A 13,374-nucleotide genomic window follows, 5' to 3' on the forward strand; every position below is an offset into this window, starting at 1 on the left:
GCGATCAGCTGGCGTACGGCGGGGGCGGCGGGGGCTGACGACGGGTGGTCTCGCGGTACTCCTCGACGACCTCGCCCTCGCGGTAAGCCGGGTTGCCGCTCACCACCGGCCGCTCGGTCCGCACGACGGCCGGACGGCGGCGGCTGTTCCAGAACCAGATCGTGACGACGAGGCCGACCAGCCCGGCCAGCATCAGCACATAGCCGACGACGTTGATGTCGAGCCCGCTGATATCCGCGTTGACGGCGAACGCGAGGATCGCTCCCAGGGCGAGTAGGAAGATGCTTCCGCCGATGCCCATAGTGGCCTCCGTGACTCCTGGCTGCCGCACTCGGTGGCGGCAAAACGTCGATGGGTGTGTCTACCCACACGGCGGAACGCTCAATCAGGCAAGCTGATCCCATGACGGTTCGGACCCTCGTACTGCTGCGCCACGCCAAGGCCGAGACGCCCGGCGAGCTGCCCGACTTCGAGCGACAACTCACCGGAGTCGGCAGGGCGAACGCGGACGCGGCCGGTGCCTGGCTGGCGGACGAGCGGCTGCGCCCGGGGCTGGTGATCTGTTCGACGGCGACCCGGACGCGGCAGACGTGGCACGGCGTCGCGGTGGCGCTGGCGCAGGCCGATCGCGATGCCCAGTCGCCGGAGGTGCACTACGAGCGTGACCTCTACTACGGCGGGCGAACGGAGGTCATCGACCTGCTCCGGGCCGTACCGGACGAGGTGCACACCGTGCTGGTCATCGGGCACAACCCGACGATGTCCGATGTGTCCATCCTGCTGCGCCCCTACGACGGGGACGCCGTGCTGGAGGGCCTGAAGACCTCCGGGATGGCGGTGCACCGCACGGAGGCCTCCTGGTCGCAGACCGAGCCGGGCTCCATGCCCCTGGCGCTCACGCACACCGCACGCGGATAAGCGGAAAAGCCGAAGCCGGCGGACAACATTGTCCGCCGGCTTCGGCTGTCAGGAGAGTACGAAGATCAGAACGCGTCTTCGGACAGGTCCATCACGTCGAGAGTGGTGTTCTCGATGATCCGGCGGTCCGAGCCGATCCGGGGCAGGATCTCGCGGGCGAAGAACCGCGCCGCGGCGACCTTGCCCTCGTAGAAGGACTTGTCCGCCTCGGAGATCTCGGTGCCCAGCGCCCGGAGGGCGACCTCGGCGCCGCGCAGCAGCAGCCAGGAGACCACGACGTCGCCGAGCGCGAGCAGCACCCGCCGCGAGGTGAGGCCGACCTTGTACAGCTCACGGGCGTCACCGCCCTGCGCCGCCTGCAGCCAGGTCATCTGGATGCCGAGGATGTTCTGCAGCTCACCGAGCGCCCTGCCGAGCGAGGCGCGCTCGACCTTGAGCTGGCCGTTGCCGGCCTCGGTCTCGATGAACTCCTGGATCTCGGTGGCGATGACGGCGAGCGACCGGCCGTTGTCCTTCACGATCTTGCGGAAGATCAGGTCGAGGCTCTGGATCGCCGTCGTGCCCTCGTACAGGGTGTCGATCTTGGCGTCGCGGACGTACTGCTCGAGCGGGTAGTCCTGGAGGAAGCCGGAGCCACCGAAGGTCTGCAACGACTCGTGTCCGAGCAGTTCGTACGCCCGCTCCGAGCCGACGCCCTTGACCAGCGGCAGCAGGAAGTCGTTGACGCCGCTTGCGATCTTGGCACCCTTGGTGTCGCCGGCGGCCTCCGCGATGGCGACCTTGTCCTGCCAGGAAGCCGTGTAGATGACCAGCGAGCGCAGGCCCTCCGCGTACGCCTTCTGGAGCATCAGCGAGCGGCGAACGTCGGGGTGGTGGGTGATCGTGACGCGCGGGGCCGCCTTGTCGTTGTTCTCGACCAGGTCGGCGCCCTGTACGCGGTTCTTCGCGTACTCGAGCGCGTTGAGGTAACCCGTCGAGAGGGTGGCGATCGCCTTCGTGCCGACCATCATCCGGGCGTACTCGATGATCATGAACATCTGGCGGATGCCCTGGTGCACCTCGCCGAGCAGCCAGCCCTTGGCGGGCGTGCCGTTCTCGCCGAAGGTCATCTCGCAGGTGTTGGAGACCTTGAGGCCCATCTTGTGCTCGACGTTCGTGGCGTAGACGCCGTTGCGGTCGCCCAGCTCGCCGGTCTCCGCGTCGAAGTGGTACTTCGGCACGATGAACAGCGACAGGCCCTTGGTGCCCGGACCGCCGACGCCCTCTACGCCGACCGGACGGGCCAGCACGTAGTGGATGATGTTGTCGGTGAGGTCGTGCTCACCCGAGGTGATGAAGCGCTTGACGCCCTCGATGTGCCAGGAGCCGTCCGCCTGGGGGATGGCCCGGGTGCGGCCCGCGCCGACGTCGGAGCCGGCGTCGGGCTCGGTGAGCACCATCGTCGAGCCCCACTGCTTGTCGATGAAGAGCTCGGCCCACTTCTTCTGCTCGTCGGTGCCCTCGACGTGCACGACGTGCGCGAAGGACGGACCGGACGAGTACATCCAGACCGGGGCGTTGGCGCCGAGAATCTGCTCAGCGAGCGCCCACCACAGGGTGCGGGGCGCGAGCGTGCCGCCCAGGCTCTCCGGCAGGTCCAGGCGCCAGAACTCGGACGCCATGAAGGCCGCGTAGGACTTCTTGAACGACTCCGGCAGGTCCGCCGTGTTGTTCACCGGGTCGAACCGCGGAGGATTGCGGTCGGAGTCGGTGTAGCTCGCCGCGAGGTCCTCACGCGCGAGGCGGTTCACCTCGGCGAGGACGTCGCGCGCGGTGTCCGCGTCGATGCCGTCGAACGGCGCCTGACCGAACGCACGATCAGCCCCGAAGACCTCGAAGAGGTTGAACTCGAGGTCGCGCAGGTTGCTCTTGTAGTGGCTCATGTCGTTTTGGCCCCGCCCTCCGGACGCGAGTTACCCGTCAGTAACTAACACTGTATTACCCGCGGGTAGGTATCGACAAGTCGGCTTCGATCTTCGGTTGTCCGTCGGATTGGGGGTCAAACGTCTCCGATCGGGTGGGAAACAGGACAACCGTTCGGTCATTTGCAAGCCGCCGCGCCGCATACACGTATCGACGTGCTCAGCGGTTCGTTGCTCCGGATGTACAGCAAGGCACGTACGCGCCGACCCGGGGAGGTCACCATGTTCGCCACGATCAAAAGCCTGATTCCGGAGCCGCGCCAGGCGGACCAGCCGCGCCACTACGTCGGCCGGCACCGGCAGCCGGACGCCGTCGCCGCCCGGGCATCGGTACCCGTGATCCCTGCGCCTCTGCCCGCCCCCGAGGACTCGCCCGCCGCGGAAGAGCCCGCCGACGACGACCTGAGCTAGCTGCCGGCCGCGCCGACCTCCCAGCTCGGCATAGCTGCCGCCGCGCTGCCGTCGGGGCCGCCGTACTCGAGCAGCACCAGGGCGATGTCGTCCTCGAGCTGCCCGTGCACCCAGTCGACAAGCGCGGTCTCGAGCGACGCCAGGCCGTCGCCGACCGTGCCATGTCCCAACAGCCGCCACGCCCGGTCGGTGGTGGGAAAGAACTCGCCCTCACGTCGCGCCTCGCCCAGCCCGTCCGTGAAGAGCAGCAGCCGGTCACCCGGCTCGAGACGTTCCACCCGGGGCCGCGCCACCGGCATGAACCCCAGCGGGGGCGCCGGAGCGGGCGGGTCCAGCGCGATGACCTGACCACGCCGCAACAGCAGCGGCGCCGGATGTCCACAATTGACGATGGTGAGCGTGCCGCCGCGCTCCTCGACCAGGGCAGCGGTGACGAAGTCCTCGTCGCCGACGCTGCGGGCCACGGCCCGATCCAGGTCGGTGACGATCGCCCGCAGGTCCGACCGTTCGAACGCGACATGCCGGTACGAGCCCAGCACGATGCTCGCCAGCCGTACCGCCTCGAGCCCCTTCCCGCGCACGTCGCCGATGATGATCCGCACCCCGTACGGGGTGTCGAGGGCCTCGTAGAGGTCTCCGCCGATGTCCGCCGCGGCCGACGCCGAGATGTAGCGGCCCGCCACCGCGAGGTTGCCGACCTGCGGGCCGAGCGGTCGCAGCACGGCCTGCTGCGCGACCGCCGCCAGGCGCACCAGCTCGGCGATCCGGTTGGCCTGACGCTGCCGGACGGTGGCGACCGCGGCCGCGATCCCGGTGGCCAGCATGATGCCGGCGACGTTGACCATGCCGATCGTGTCGAACCGGGCGTCGGCACCGGAGAAGACCATGCCGACGACCGTGGCGAGCGCGCCGACCGCGAGCACCGTCTGCCAGTAGGCGAACACGGCGGCCAGGAACGGCGCGGCCGCGTACAGCCCGACGAAGTTCGCCTGAGGACCGTCCGCCAGCTCCACGGCCGACACGACGACGAGCAGCGCGAGGGCCGCGCCGAGGCCGGCGCGGGATCCTGGGCTGAGCGGGTGGCGGCCCGCCGGGATAATAGGCATGGGTACGCCGAACAGCATGCCTGATCGACCAGGGCGGCTGCATCATCTTGACCCCTAGTCTGAGCGGGTTCTGCCCACTCGTCGCCGGCGAACCCCACCCGCGATGACACGATGGCGGTGTGGCTTCAGAACTGCGCGGCCGGCTGCGCGCCGGATTCCGTTGGACAGACCCCGGTCCGGACACCGATCTGCTTGTCAGCGACCGCTCCGGCTGGTGGCGCGACCCGCTGGTGCTCGACGAACTCGGTCCCGGACTCGCCGCACTTTTCTCCGACGCCGAGCCGACCGTGGTGGTCTCGCCCGAGGTGACCGGGTTCCTCGTCGGCCCGCTGGTGGCCCGCGCGCTCGGCGTCGGATTCGTGGAGGCGTACCGCGCGGGTGCGCGGCGGCCGATCGCCGAGCCGATGGCCTGGGCGGCCGTCCCGGCCGATCATCGCGGCGATCAGCAGCACCTCGGGCTGCGCAGCCGGCTGATCGGCCTCGACGACCGCGTCCTGGTCGTGGACGATTGGGCCGCCACCGGCGCACAGGCCCGCGGCCTGTACACCCTTGTCGAATCGCTGGGCGCGAAGGCCGTCGGCACCGCGGTCATCGTCGACGAGTGCGACCCGGCGGTCTCGGCCGAGCTGCGCATCCGCGGCCTGCTGACCGGCGAAGATCTGAGCTGAGCACACGTACGCGCTGAGTAGCGCTACTCAGGAGCGGCCACCCCGGTCTCACCACGATGGACGGCATGACGCAGTTCTTCTTCGGCAACTGGGCGACCCGCATCTATCTGTTCGCCGTCGCGGTCGCCGCGGTCATCCTGATCGGCGGCAACCTCGCGACCGGCAACCACGAGCCGTCCACCGCGGCGGCCTACCTCATCGGCCTCACCGCGCCGGTCTCGGTGATCTTCGCGCCGGTCTTCCTGCTCGGCGACGGCTGGCTCGCGGTCGCGATGCTCTGGCTGAGCGTGGCCGCCGGCGCCCTGCTCAACACCCTGCTGATCAACACGATCGCCGGCCAGGTCGGCCGGCTCCGCTCCCACGGGGCGTGACGCCCCCTCGCCGAGGTCCACGGTGGTCGATCTCCTGGCCACCGCCCGGAATCGCCGACCATGGGTGTCGGCGGTCACATCTGTGCGATGGTGGTTCTGACCGCGCGCACGCCCCGCACTTGTGAGGCGAATCACCCCCGGGGGTGCGACCGGACGGCGCTGGAAGTCCGGTTTCGGGCGCGACCGCGGCCCGCGGGCCCTCGGGCCCCGACCCAGACGGGAGGAACGATGATCGCGCACACCGGAGACCGGCTCGTCCTGAAGGGTATCCACGTCGGCGACCCCCAGCGGGTCGGCGACATCGTCGAGGTCCCGCACCCCGACGGCACCCCGCCGTACCGGGTCCGCTGGCTGGACACCGACCACGAGGCGCTCGTGTTCCCCGGCCCCGAGGGGCACGTGGAGCACCGGGCGAACTGATCATCCCGGCGGACGACCGGCCACGACTCCCGTGGCCGGTCGCCGGTATGTCTAGCTTTTCCAGTCCACCGGTTTGTCTAGCTTTTCCAGTCCACGAGGGCGCCGCGGGCCGGCGTCCAGCCCGTGGCCGTGTATTCGGCCAGGCCCTGGAGCAGGTAGGGGTCGGGCGCCAGCAGCTCCCGCGCCTCGGCCTCGGTGTCAGCGTCGAGAATGATGACGCCGCCGACGGGCGGATCCTGCCGGCCGGCGGAGACGAGCACGCCGGCCCGCCCGAGTTCTTCGACGAAGGCGATGTGCGCGTCCCGAGCCTGGTCGACCTGGTCGAGGGGCGCGAGATAGGTCGAGATCATCAGGTACACGGTGTGTTCCTCTCAGCCGCGGAAAACTCACCGCGATCCTACGATCGCGGCTGGCCCCCGTGGCTTGCACGAGGGCCAGACCGGGCCGATCAGCAGTAGGTGATGTCCTCGTGGCCGTCGTCGTTGTCGTCGAAGTCGACGCCGGTCAGGTGGTCCGAGTAGATCCAGCCGGCGCTGTTGGTGCCGTCGATGCGGACCCACCACCACAGGTTGCCGTAGCTGTTGTACTCGTAGCAGTGCAGCCAGACCTTGCCCCAGGCGCCGGTGTTGGCGCCGGTCTTGGCGCAGTCACCGTACGGGCCGACCTTGAGCGGCTTGGACACCTCGGTGTAGCCGCTACCCTCGCCGTTCCTGGAGTGACTGACCGAGCAGTCGATGGCCGCGGACGCCGGCGACACGGGCACCGCGACCAGTCCGGCCGTCAGAACCGCCGCCAGGAACGCACCTCCGGCGACCCGCCAGGTCCGTTTGACAATTGTCTTGATCAATTCCGTTCCCCCGTCTCCGTGCGTCACCGCATCGACGTCGGTGATCAGATCGGACGCTAGTCCACATCGGACAACTCGTCGAGATCTCCACCAACGCGATGACGTGCGGGTTCGAGCGGCCGGCCTCAGCGGTACCAGGTGCGGGTCGCGGTCTTGGTCGAGTTGCCCGCCTTGTCGTAGGCGCGCAGCACGACCTTGAGCTTCTTGCCGTACCTGCTGGTCTTGATCGAGAAGCTGTACCCCGGCTTCACGTCCTTGGCGACGACCTTGCCGTTGATCAGCAGCTCCACCCGGCCGACGCCGTTGCGGTCGCCGGCCGACGCGGTGACCTTGACCGTGCCCTTCACCTTCGCCTTGTTCTTGGGCCCCTTGGTGATCTTCAGCGTGGGCTTCGTGTTGTCGACGATGACCACCCGCCGAGCCGTGGTGGTGTAGCCCCAGTAGTCGATCACGTACCAGGTGAGGGTCTTCCTGCCGTCGCGGCCCGCCGGGATCGACGAGGTGTACGGGGCCGTGAGGTCCGAGGCGGCGCCGTCCAGCGTCGCCCACGAGACGCCGGTGGCGTCCGTCGCCTGCACGGTGCTGGTGATCCGCGAGCCGCGGACGAGGGCGAGGTTCGCCGGCGTGATCGAGGTGACGCGGGGAGCGTCCGCGTCGATGACGACGGACAACGCGGTGACCGAGGCGTTGCCCCACGTGTCCCAGGCGCGCACCTCGATCGGCACGGTACGGCTGCGCGGACCGAAGTCGTACCGCAGCGCCCGATCCGTCGACCGGATCGCACCCTCGACCCACCACTCGATGCGGCTCAACCCGGTGAGGTCCTTGACCTCGGCATCCAGGTAGCTCTCCCCGGCGGGCTGGGTCTCCGGCGAATCCGGGTGGCGGTACAAGGAGATCTGCGGACCCAGGTCGTCCACCCGGTAGCCACCCTTGAAGGTCGAGACGTTCCCGGCCCGGTCGGTCACCGCGAACCGAACCTTGCCGTTGTGACCCGTCGCGTCCCAGTCGAGAGTCCACGGCGCGCCGGTCGCCCGGTCGATCTCGCCGGCGTCGTCGCTCAGCACAACGCTGACGACGTCGTCCGGCACGTCAACGGTGATCGTGGTGGGACCGTGCACGACCGAGACCATCCGCGGAGTGAAGTTCGCGTCCGGCCTCTCGGCGTCGACGTGAACCCGGGTCTTGGCCTCCCCGGTCACCCCCGCCACGTCATAGGCCCGAACCGTCACGTCCACGTCGCGGTCATCAAGATCGACCGGGGCGTACAGGGTCACGGCGAACGGCGCGGTCCGCGACCTGGCGACGAGCCTGTCGTCGACCAGCACATCGATCCTCACCGTGTCGGCACTCACCGAAGGCCGCACGGTCTGCTGAATCCCGATCAACTGCCCCTCGGCAAGCCCCGTCGAGGTCACCACCGGCACCGAGTCCGCGGCCGCAGGCCCCGCACCCGTCACGATCAGCAACCCGACAAGCCCGGCAACCGCCGCAGCACGCCCCTTACCCACAACCGCTCCCCCATGACACCCATGAATATCCCGACGAGGATACGGCCCCGACCCGACGAAAGTCGATCACGCCGAGACGGCGGCAGCCCTGGGGTCCGGCGGCTCGCCCCCGCCCGCTAACGGCCCGGGGAGTCGGGCGACAGGGCGGCCGGCGCTACACCCGGCTGGATCGCTGAACGATTGGCTGGGCGCCAACCCATCGGCTCGGCCATGACGATGATCAGGGTTCCTACCAGTCCCCACAGGCTCGGGACGAAATACGGCCGGTGATCCAGACCCTTGCGGCGAACGAGCCACTGATTGAGGGGATAGAAGACCGCCTCCAGCGCCGCCGCTGTCAGCCAACCCAAATTGTCTCTGATCACCGCATCCTCACCCCTAGATCAACGGGACTCTAGCCCCGCCTGGCCAGGGCGACGTTCCGCCCTTCGGATCGAGGTCGCGCCCGTTCGGAGACACCTGCCATCACACGGATCCCTCGTTTTCGCACTTCAATCCCCCTCTGGCGCACCGTCAACGGCACGCTGTGGGCGTCCTGGGCCGGTCGGGGTGAACGTTGAGGTCGGTGGAGTGGCAGCGGGAGCAGGCCCGCACCCACCTACGGCTCGATGGGAAGCGACGATAGATCTGCCTGCCGCCGCTCAGAGGTTGTCCGGGGACAACGCGGCCACCACATCCGCCATGGTTGTGATCAACGCATCGGCCACCGCGAACGGTACGACCTTGCTCGGCCGATTCGCGTAGCCGACGACACGAGCCCCGGCCGCCCGCGCCGCAACGATGTCGCTCATCGAGTCCCCGACGAGCACGCAAGCCCTCGGCTCACCCCCGACTGCCCGGACCGCGTCGAGGACCATTCCAGGTTCCGGCTTCATCAGCTCGGGCCGAGCGTAGAGACGCCCTACGACCCGCACGACCTGATCGGCAAGCCCGTGCGCCGCAAGGTACGCCGACACCGCCCGGCCCGAGTTGTTACTGACGATCGCGACCGCCAGGCCAACACCCCGACCCGACCGGATCACATCGTGCCCATACGGCGTCGGCACTGCCGACGCGACAGCACGCAGCTCCAGCGCGGTCAACGCGTCCTCGACAGCAGCCGTCAACGCCGAGTCGCAGTGGTACCCCGTCCACCGAATCACCGCCAGCGGATCCGACTCCGCCGCGACATCGCTCGGTAGGTCGACACGCTCAGCACGCAGTAGCCCGACCAACTCCGCCGCCACACGCGCCGCAGGCAAGCCCGCGAAGACGCTGCACACCGGCCCATCAAAGTCGAGCAACAGCGGACCGCCCCCACAAGCCCACCAAGCGAAGCCACGTCACAGACGGTATCCCCGAGCAACACCGCTCCACCCGGACTCGGCACGCGAGCCCGGAGGGCACGCCCGCCGAACAGAGATCAGATATGACGAGGCCCAGGCCACGGATCATGCCGCTGGCCTGGGCCTCAGTCGTTGGAACGGGTGACGGGAATCGAACCCGCACCGTCAGCTTGGGAAGCCTGCGGGCCGGCACTCGGCGTGCTGTCCCGCCTGACAGTCAGGTCACCGCCGAGGGATCAGCCGAGCAGCTTGGTGACGAAGAGGTCGGTCTGCCCGTTGGTGTCGCCGGCGGTCAGGTTCGTCGCGTCCGAGCCGTAGGCGACGATCTTGCCGTTCGGGGTGACGTTCGGGTTGACGCTGTCGCTGTCGCCCTGCGTGCCGTTGGTGCGGCGGCTGACGAGCGTGGTCGTGCCGGTTTGCAGGTCTTTACGGAACACGTCGAAGACGCCGTTGGTGTCCCCCGCGACGAGATTCGTCGCGGCGCTGTCGAAGACCACGTAACGGCCGTTCGCGGTGATGCTCGGCTGGTCGCTGGAGCTGTTGGCCGGCACCCCGTCGGTCGACGTGCTGACCAACCGGGTCGTGCCGGCCTGCAGGTCGCGGACGAAGACGTCGGATGCGCCGTTGGAGTCGCCGGGGACCAGGGTGCTGTCGTCGGACCAGAAGGTCACGTAGCGGCCGTTGTTGCTGACTTCGCCGCCACGGCTGTCGCCGGCGATCTCGTGATCGTCGTCGGACACGCTGGCGCGCACGGTCGTTCCGGCCACGAGGTCGCGGACATAGATGTCGCCCACCCCGTTGGTGTCGCCGGGTGCCAGGTCGGCCGAGAACGAGACGAAGGCAACGTAACGACCGTTGTCGCTGATGGCCGGGGCGAAGCTGCCCGACCCGGTGGCCGTGCCGTCGGCCGCCACGCTGACCGGGCTGAGCTGGGCGGTCGTCCGGTCGTAGATCACGACGTTGCCGGCGCCGACGCCGGGAACCAGGTTGCTCGCGTACGTCTCGAAGGCGACGTACCGCCCGTCGGCGCTGATCGACGGGTTGAAGTTGTCGCCGTCGCCCGGCTTGCCGTCCGGGGTCTCACTGATCCGGTCGAGCGTTCCGTCTTGCCGGTCGAGCAGGTAGACGTCGTACCCGATCTCCGGTCGAGAACCACCGGCCACGAGGTTCGACGCGTACGAGATGAACGTGACGTACCGCCCGTCGGCGCTGATCCGAGGGGAGCCGCTCGAGCCGTTGCTCTGCTCCCCGGCGGCGGAAACGCTGAGCCGGGTGGTGGTGTCCGTCTGCCGGTCCCGCAGGAAGACGTCGCCGGTCTCGTTGGTGTCGCCGGGCACCAGCCCGGAGGAATCTGAATCGAAGACCACGTATCGGCCGTTGGAACTCAGATCACCCACGATGGTGGAGGCATCCCCCTGCGCGCCGGTGCTGGACACGCTGACCCGCTCGGTCCGCAGCGACGGCGCCGCGGCGGCTGCCGGACCGGCGACCTGCACCACAGTGGCGAGGCCGGCGACGACCACAGTGGCCGCGGATCCGGTTCGGCGCAGCGAAGGCCTGAAATCCATGCATTTCCCCCATGTTGATCGTTTAGAAGCGACCCATGGTTACACAAATCGATGCAAGCCGTTGCCCCGTGCGCGCTGACCCGGAGTTCGCGCAGCCTCGCCCGACCGCCCTAGCTGCGGTGCCAGGTGCGGGCGCCGGCGTAGGTCACGTTGCCGAGCCGGTCGTAGACCCGGATCTGAACCTTCATGGTCTTCTTCTGCTTCTTGGTGTTGACCGTCAGCACGTACGCGGCGGTGGTGTCGCGCGCGACGACCTTGCCGTTGACGATCAGCTCGACCCGGGCGATGCCGCTGTTGTCGGACGCGCTGACGTAGACCTTGACGGTTCCCTTGACCTTGGCCTTGTTCTTGGGCGCTTTGGTGATCTTGACGGTGGGTGGCTTGTTGTCTGCGATCACGGTGCGGGCGGGCAGGGTGCGGCTCTGTCCCCACCCGTCCGTGACCCGCCAGATGAGCTGCAGTGTGCCGCTGTAGGCACCGGTGGGTACGGCGAGGGAATAGGGCGCGGATGCGTCGGCGCCGATGAAGCGTCCGTTGGCCCAGAGTTCGGCCTTGGCCACGCCGCTGGCGTCGGTGACGCCGCCCAGGGCGCTGACGAACGTGCCGCGCACCTTGGCCCCGGCACCGGGGGTGATGGTGCCGCCGGCGGGTGGCGCGTTGTCGACGGGAAGGGTGTACACGACGCTGTCGTAGTTGCCGGCCTCGTCCCAGAACCCGAATCCGATCTGCCCCTCCGGCGACACCGAGGCGCGGCCCTTCCACAGGTTGGTGCCCGGAACGGCGCTGAGGGAGTAGGCCGGGAGGCTGCCCTGCCTGTCGGCGACGATCGAGGACGCGTCGTCGGATGCCGAGACGGTGACGTCGATGGTGTCGCCGTGCATGGGCGTGGCGGGCTTGGGCGAGATGAGGGTGATGGTCGGCAGGGTCGAGTCGACCTGGACCGTGGTGGTCGCCGCGGTGGTGTTCCCGGCGTAGTCATAGGCCGCGACGGTCACCGGCAACGGCCCGTTGTAACCGGCGGGCACGGGTACGCGTGCGGTGCTGCTCGCGCTGACATGCGGCTGCTGCACGGTGGCGACGACGTGACCGTCGATGACCAGGTCGATGTGCTCGATGCCGTGATCGTCGGTGGCGATGGGGCGAACGTAGACGCCGCCGGCGGAGACGAGTTGGTTGTCGGTCAGATCCGTCTTGTAGATGGCGGGCGGGTTGGTATCGGTGCCGCCGAGGTCGTACATCACCTGGGCCGCGTTGACGGTGGGCGTCCGATACGCGGGCGAGGCCGGCTGCCGGTCCGCGGCGCGCCGGATCAGAGCGTTCACCTCGGTCGCGGTGGCGTCCGGCTTCATGGCGAACGCCAGTGCGGCGATTCCCGACACCACGGCGGTCGCTACCGAGGAGCCCTGGGTCAGAACGACCTGGCCGTCCTTGCTCAGCACTGAGGCTTGTCCCCAGGCGTTGATGTCGACCCACTGCCGTGTCGAGGTGTTCTTCTCTGGGAAGTAGTGGTACGGATCGTCCTCGGTGACGGCCAGGGCCGGCTCGAACGCGGCGGGGTAGCGCCGCCTGGTCGAGGCCTCGTTGCCTGCGGAGGCGATGAGCAGCGCACCCTTGGCGTGCGCATGTTCCACCGCGTCCTGCAACAACTGACTGGGTGACGCGGTGCTCGCCGAAAAGTTGATCACCTGGGCGCCGTGGTCGGCCGCCCAGGCGATGCCGGCGGCGGCGTCCGCAGTTGTGCCCTGCCCGTTCTTCAGGACTCGCACCGGCATGATCTGGCAGACGCCGCACACGCCGATCGTGCCGACATTGTTCCCACTCTGCGCCGCGATGAAGTTGGCCATCATCGTGCCGTGTCCATCATCGTCCGCCGGGTCCTCGTCCCCGTCCACGAAGTCACGGCCCGCGGTAAGACGGCTCGCTTTCAGATCGAGGTTCGGGCTGACACCACTGTCGACGACCGCAACCGTGACGCCGGCATCGCCCCGGCTCCATGTCCACGCCTGCGGAACCTCCACCGGAGGCAGCACCGCGGGCAGGATCTCGCCGTCTGCACCCAACAGAGCACTGCGCTCGGCATACCGGACGCCTTCCGTGCCGGCCAGCGTGCTCAGAGCCGCGTCGGCCTGATCCGCAGCCACCTCGACCGTTATCGCTTGCAGCCCCACAACCGGCCGCGCGCTCAGCACGGCATCGCCGAGCACCCCGACCACGGCGGCAGAGTCAGCGCCGGCACTTAGCCCAACATCAAGCCGTACCGAATCGCCC

At 68.9% G+C, this 13,374-nt stretch carries 15 protein-coding genes; 5 read left to right on the forward strand and 10 right to left on the reverse strand.

Annotated features, from left to right (window positions below):
* Window positions 1–4: 4 nt before the first annotated feature.
* On the reverse strand, window positions 5–301 hold the full coding sequence (locus BJ971_RS38700; RefSeq protein ID WP_184998242.1) for a DUF6458 family protein: 297 nt from the start codon (window positions 299–301) through the stop codon (window positions 5–7).
* A 101-nt stretch (window positions 302–402) separates the two neighbouring features.
* On the opposite strand from BJ971_RS38700, the gene BJ971_RS38705 reads away from it, so the two are divergent.
* Window positions 403–918 carry a SixA phosphatase family protein gene (locus BJ971_RS38705; protein WP_184998243.1) on the forward strand — a complete coding sequence of 172 codons (516 nt, stop codon included), beginning with the start codon at window positions 403–405 and terminating at the stop codon, window positions 916–918.
* Between the two features lie 65 nt (window positions 919–983).
* Here BJ971_RS38705 and BJ971_RS38710 read toward each other — a convergent pair whose 3' ends face one another.
* The gene (locus BJ971_RS38710) at window positions 984–2,840 is read right to left on the reverse strand and encodes an acyl-CoA dehydrogenase (protein ID WP_184998244.1); all 1,857 of its coding nucleotides are present in this window, start codon (window positions 2,838–2,840) and stop codon (window positions 984–986) included.
* Between the two features lie 261 nt (window positions 2,841–3,101).
* On the opposite strand from BJ971_RS38710, the gene BJ971_RS38715 reads away from it, so the two are divergent.
* Window positions 3,102–3,290 (forward strand): hypothetical protein, encoded by a 189-nt coding sequence (locus BJ971_RS38715; protein ID WP_184998245.1) that lies wholly within the window; start codon window positions 3,102–3,104, stop codon window positions 3,288–3,290.
* Here BJ971_RS38715 and BJ971_RS38720 read toward each other — a convergent pair.
* Window positions 3,287–4,414 carry a PP2C family protein-serine/threonine phosphatase gene (locus BJ971_RS38720; RefSeq protein ID WP_184998246.1) on the reverse strand — a complete coding sequence of 376 codons (1,128 nt, stop codon included), beginning with the start codon at window positions 4,412–4,414 and terminating at the stop codon, window positions 3,287–3,289. The genes BJ971_RS38715 and BJ971_RS38720 overlap by 4 nt on opposite strands.
* 101 nt (window positions 4,415–4,515) lie before the next feature.
* On the opposite strand from BJ971_RS38720, the gene BJ971_RS38725 reads away from it, so the two are divergent.
* The 3 genes from BJ971_RS38725 to BJ971_RS38735 all read left to right on the forward strand — a co-directional run bounded on the left by BJ971_RS38725 (window position 4,516) and on the right by BJ971_RS38735 (window position 5,855).
* Window positions 4,516–5,064: a phosphoribosyltransferase family protein gene (locus tag BJ971_RS38725; protein WP_184998247.1), complete on the forward strand. Its 549-nt coding sequence runs from the start codon at window positions 4,516–4,518 to the stop codon at window positions 5,062–5,064.
* Between the two features lie 65 nt (window positions 5,065–5,129).
* Complete coding sequence (locus BJ971_RS38730; RefSeq protein WP_184998248.1) at window positions 5,130–5,435, forward strand: SCO4225 family membrane protein; 306 nt, start codon at window positions 5,130–5,132, stop codon at window positions 5,433–5,435.
* 228 nt (window positions 5,436–5,663) lie between these two features.
* On the forward strand, window positions 5,664–5,855 hold the full coding sequence (locus BJ971_RS38735) for a DUF1918 domain-containing protein (protein WP_184998249.1): 192 nt from the start codon (window positions 5,664–5,666) through the stop codon (window positions 5,853–5,855).
* Between the two features lie 77 nt (window positions 5,856–5,932).
* Here the strand turns inward: BJ971_RS38735 and BJ971_RS38740 are convergent, their stop codons facing one another.
* From BJ971_RS38740 to BJ971_RS38770, 7 genes are all read right to left on the reverse strand, one after another.
* Entirely contained in the window at window positions 5,933–6,205 is a 273-nt protein-coding gene (locus BJ971_RS38740; protein ID WP_184998250.1) for a YciI family protein, read from the reverse strand.
* Window positions 6,206–6,303: 98 nt separating this feature from the next.
* Window positions 6,304–6,702, reverse strand: a complete 399-nt coding sequence (locus BJ971_RS38745; RefSeq protein ID WP_184998251.1) for an SH3 domain-containing protein — start codon at window positions 6,700–6,702, stop codon at window positions 6,304–6,306.
* A 125-nt stretch (window positions 6,703–6,827) separates the two neighbouring features.
* On the reverse strand, window positions 6,828–8,213 hold the full coding sequence (locus BJ971_RS38750) for an Ig-like domain-containing protein (protein ID WP_184998252.1): 1,386 nt from the start codon (window positions 8,211–8,213) through the stop codon (window positions 6,828–6,830).
* A gap of 116 nt (window positions 8,214–8,329) precedes the next feature.
* Window positions 8,330–8,578 carry a hypothetical protein gene (locus BJ971_RS38755; protein ID WP_184998253.1) on the reverse strand — a complete coding sequence of 83 codons (249 nt, stop codon included), beginning with the start codon at window positions 8,576–8,578 and terminating at the stop codon, window positions 8,330–8,332.
* A 276-nt stretch (window positions 8,579–8,854) separates the two neighbouring features.
* On the reverse strand, window positions 8,855–9,499 hold the full coding sequence (locus BJ971_RS38760) for an HAD family hydrolase (protein ID WP_184999323.1): 645 nt from the start codon (window positions 9,497–9,499) through the stop codon (window positions 8,855–8,857).
* Between the two features lie 275 nt (window positions 9,500–9,774).
* Complete coding sequence (locus tag BJ971_RS38765) at window positions 9,775–11,106, reverse strand: TolB family protein (RefSeq protein ID WP_184998254.1); 1,332 nt, start codon at window positions 11,104–11,106, stop codon at window positions 9,775–9,777.
* Between the two features lie 110 nt (window positions 11,107–11,216).
* The gene (locus tag BJ971_RS38770) at window positions 11,217–13,319 is read right to left on the reverse strand and encodes a S8 family serine peptidase (protein ID WP_184998255.1); all 2,103 of its coding nucleotides are present in this window, start codon (window positions 13,317–13,319) and stop codon (window positions 11,217–11,219) included.
* Window positions 13,320–13,374 lie beyond the last annotated feature (55 nt).

It is taken from the genome of Amorphoplanes digitatis (genome assembly GCF_014205335.1).
Taxonomy (GTDB): domain Bacteria; phylum Actinomycetota; class Actinomycetes; order Mycobacteriales; family Micromonosporaceae; genus Actinoplanes; species Actinoplanes digitatus.

What these genes read in the sequence shown, in the direction of transcription:
- BJ971_RS38720 (WP_184998246.1), bottom strand. Translation starts at nt 4,414, where the DNA reads ATGCTGTTCGGCGTACCCATGCCTATTATCCCGGCGGGCCGCCACCCG.
- BJ971_RS38735 (WP_184998249.1), top strand. Translation starts at nt 5,664, where the DNA reads ATGATCGCGCACACCGGAGACCGGCTCGTCCTGAAGGGTATCCACGTC.
- BJ971_RS38765 (WP_184998254.1), bottom strand. Translation starts at nt 11,106, where the DNA reads ATGGATTTCAGGCCTTCGCTGCGCCGAACCGGATCCGCGGCCACTGTG.
- BJ971_RS38705 (WP_184998243.1), top strand. Translation starts at nt 403, where the DNA reads ATGACGGTTCGGACCCTCGTACTGCTGCGCCACGCCAAGGCCGAGACG.
- BJ971_RS38710 (WP_184998244.1), bottom strand. Translation starts at nt 2,840, where the DNA reads ATGAGCCACTACAAGAGCAACCTGCGCGACCTCGAGTTCAACCTCTTC.
- BJ971_RS38700 (WP_184998242.1), bottom strand. Translation starts at nt 301, where the DNA reads ATGGGCATCGGCGGAAGCATCTTCCTACTCGCCCTGGGAGCGATCCTC.
- BJ971_RS38740 (WP_184998250.1), bottom strand. Translation starts at nt 6,205, where the DNA reads ATGATCTCGACCTATCTCGCGCCCCTCGACCAGGTCGACCAGGCTCGG.
- BJ971_RS38730 (WP_184998248.1), top strand. Translation starts at nt 5,130, where the DNA reads ATGACGCAGTTCTTCTTCGGCAACTGGGCGACCCGCATCTATCTGTTC.
- BJ971_RS38715 (WP_184998245.1), top strand. Translation starts at nt 3,102, where the DNA reads ATGTTCGCCACGATCAAAAGCCTGATTCCGGAGCCGCGCCAGGCGGAC.